The following is a 2,797-nucleotide window of genomic DNA, read 5'->3' as shown; positions in this document are numbered from 1 at the left end:
CCCTTCCTCCACCGAGTCGGGTTGGGGCGCAGTGCCTGTGCCCGCGAAGGGCTCCGGAACTGCGTCACCTTCCCGTGCGGTACCGGTCTCGGGATCGATCTTTCGCTTGTCCACGAAAGTGACCGGTTCCTGCTCGGTGTTTTCCGAGCTCACTTCTTGTCCGAGTCGGACGGCTCGTCGACAACCTCGGCGTCGACGACACCGTCGTCAGCAGCCTGCGCTCCGCCTTCGGCGCCGCCCTGCTCGTTGGCCTGAGCCTCGTAGATGGCCGTCCCGAGAGCCTGCGACTCGGTCGAGAGCTTCTCCACGGCGGTCTTGACTGCCGAGATGTCGCTGCCGGCGAGAGCCGTCTTGGCCTCTTCGATGGCCGACTCGACGCGTCCCTTGAGCTCGGCGTCGACCTTGTCCTCGTTGTCCTTGACGAACTTCTCCGTCTGGTGGACGAGGGACTCGGCCTGGTTGCGGACCTCGGCCTCTTCGCGACGAGCCTTGTCCTCGTCGGCGTGAGCTTCCGCGTCGGCGACCATGCGGTCGATCTCTTCCTTGGACAGGCCTGAGCCGTCCTGGATCTTGATCGTGTTTTCCTTGCCGGTGCCCTTGTCCTTGGCCGTGACGTGCACGATGCCGTTGGCGTCGATGTCGAAGGTGACCTCGATCTGGGGCACGCCGCGAGGAGCAGGCGGTAGCTCGGTCAACTCGAACGAGCCGAGGAGCTTGTTGTGCGACGCGATTTCGCGCTCGCCCTGGAAGACCTGAATCTGCACCGAAGGCTGATTGTCGTCAGCGGTGGTGAAGGTCTCGGACCGCTTCGTCGGGATGGTGGTGTTGCGCTCGATGAGCTTGGTCATCACGCCACCCTTGGTCTCGATGCCGAGGGACAGCGGCGTGACGTCGAGGAGCAGAACGTCCTTGACCTCACCCTTGAGCACACCGGCCTGCAGTGCAGCACCGACGGCCACGACCTCGTCCGGGTTGACGCCCTTGTTGGGCTCACGTCCGCCGGAGAGTTCCTTGACCAGCTCGGAGACGGCAGGCATACGCGTCGAACCGCCGACGAGTACGACGTGGTCGATGTCCTTGACGGCGATGCCGGAGTCCTTGACCACTGCCTGGAACGGCGCACGGGTGCGGTCGAGCAGGTCGGAGGTGATCTTCTGGAACTCGGAGCGGCTGAGCTGCTCGTCGAGGAACAGCGGGTTCTTGTCCGCGTCCACCGTGATGTACGGGAGGTTGATCGAGGTGCTCTGCCCGGAGGACAGTTCGATCTTCGCCTTCTCGGCAGCCTCACGCAGACGCTGCAGGGCCATCTTGTCCTTGGTCAGATCGATGCCGTTCTGAGCCTTGAACTTGTCGACGAGCCAGGTCACGATGCGCTCGTCCCAGTCGTCGCCACCGAGGTGGTTGTCGCCGGACGTCGCGCGGACCTCGACGACACCGTCGCCAATTTCCAGCAGGGACACGTCGAATGTGCCGCCGCCGAGGTCGAAGACCAGAATGGTCTGCTCGCTGTCGCCCTTGTCCAGGCCGTATGCGAGAGCAGCCGCGGTGGGCTCGTTGACGATGCGCAGCACGTTGAGGCCGGCGATCTGGCCGGCTTCCTTGGTCGCCTGACGCTGTGCGTCCTCGAAGTACGCGGGAACGGTGATGACCGCGTCGGTGATTTCTTCACCCAGGTAGGCCTCGGCGTCGCGCTTCAGCTTCTGCAGCGTGCGCGCGCTGATCTCCTGCGGCGTGTACTTCTTACCGTCGATCTCCACGTTCCAGTCCGTGCCGACGTGGCGCTTCACGGATCGAATCGTGCGGTCGACGTTGGTCACCGCCTGGTTCTTCGCGGGCTGGCCGACCAGCACTTCGCCGTTCTTGGCGAAAGCGACGATCGACGGGGTGGTGCGTGATCCCTCGGAGTTGGCGACCACAACCGGCTCGCCGCCCTCGAGGACGGACACGACCGAGTTGGTGGTCCCGAGGTCGATACCGACCGCACGAGCCATAGTGTTTCCTCCTGTTTGTAGCTGATGTGTTCCTAGCTGAGCGAACCGCGCTCAAGTCTGCCTCGACGAGTTTCGATTCGTCAACTCGGACTTGAGCCCCATCCACTCAAGGCTGTCGAAAAGCTCAACGGAGGGGTTCTCCGAAATGTTCCCGACCCACAAAATCAGCTCAGAGTGCACAGCACTGCGCCGCGACGGCAGGTGCTCGTCGCGGCGCAGTATGTATCGAAGCTGTGACTTACTCCTCGCCGTCTTCGACGACCGGCGCGCAGTCGCGGCTCAGGAACTCGACCTTGATGTTGTCCGGGTAGTTGGCGTCGAGCTGCGGCGAGAATGCGACCGCACCGGTCGGGCGGGAGACCCACTCGACGTCGCCGCTGGGGACGGTGGCGGTGAACTCGGTGGCGGGCTCGATCTTGTCTTCGGTGACTGCGCCCATCGGTACCGGGATCGCCCCGTAGTTGACCGATACCGCGGAAGCAGCGCCTTTGCCGACGTTCTTCACGGTCACCTGGAGGGCGACGACCTGGCCGTCGGCCGGCTTGTCGGCCGTCTTGTTCACGCACGTGGTGCCGAGCGAGACGACGAGGTCAGCGGACTCCATCTCGGCGGAACCGAGAATCGGGGCCGGAGCTTCTTCCTGTGCCGACGCGATGGGCGCCAGCGCGACCGCACCGACGGCGGCGGCGATTGCGGCCGTCGAGGCCAAGATCGATGTGCGGACAGTGCGACGCATGTGTACTCCTGTGACTGAAGGGGCTGGTGTTGCTGTCAACTATCTCCTACTTCAACCGGACATTCCATAC

The 2,797-nt window shown here is 64.1% G+C and carries 2 protein-coding genes; both read right to left on the bottom strand.

The window, feature by feature from the left end; genetic code table 11:
- Positions 1 to 149: 149 nt before the first annotated feature.
- Complete coding sequence (gene dnaK, locus WBQ44_RS13790; RefSeq protein ID WP_495567244.1) at positions 150 to 1,991, bottom strand: molecular chaperone DnaK; 1,842 nt, start codon at positions 1,989 to 1,991, stop codon at positions 150 to 152.
- A 238-nt stretch (positions 1,992 to 2,229) separates the two neighbouring features.
- On the bottom strand, positions 2,230 to 2,727 hold the full coding sequence (locus tag WBQ44_RS13785) for a Pro-kumamolisin, activation domain family protein (RefSeq protein WP_495567243.1): 498 nt from the start codon (positions 2,725 to 2,727) through the stop codon (positions 2,230 to 2,232).
- Positions 2,728 to 2,797: the final 70 nt, after the last annotated feature.

Source organism: Rhodococcus sp. (in: high G+C Gram-positive bacteria) (assembly GCF_049591685.1).
In the GTDB taxonomy this organism is placed as follows: domain Bacteria; phylum Actinomycetota; class Actinomycetes; order Mycobacteriales; family Mycobacteriaceae; genus Rhodococcoides.
The sequence above is the reverse complement of the archived record's forward strand: the minus strand, read 5'-3'. Positions and strand labels throughout refer to the sequence as shown.

What these genes read in the sequence shown, in the direction of transcription:
- dnaK (WP_495567244.1), bottom strand. Translation starts at nt 1,991, where the DNA reads ATGGCTCGTGCGGTCGGTATCGACCTCGGGACCACCAACTCGGTCGTG.
- WBQ44_RS13785 (WP_495567243.1), bottom strand. Translation starts at nt 2,727, where the DNA reads ATGCGTCGCACTGTCCGCACATCGATCTTGGCCTCGACGGCCGCAATC.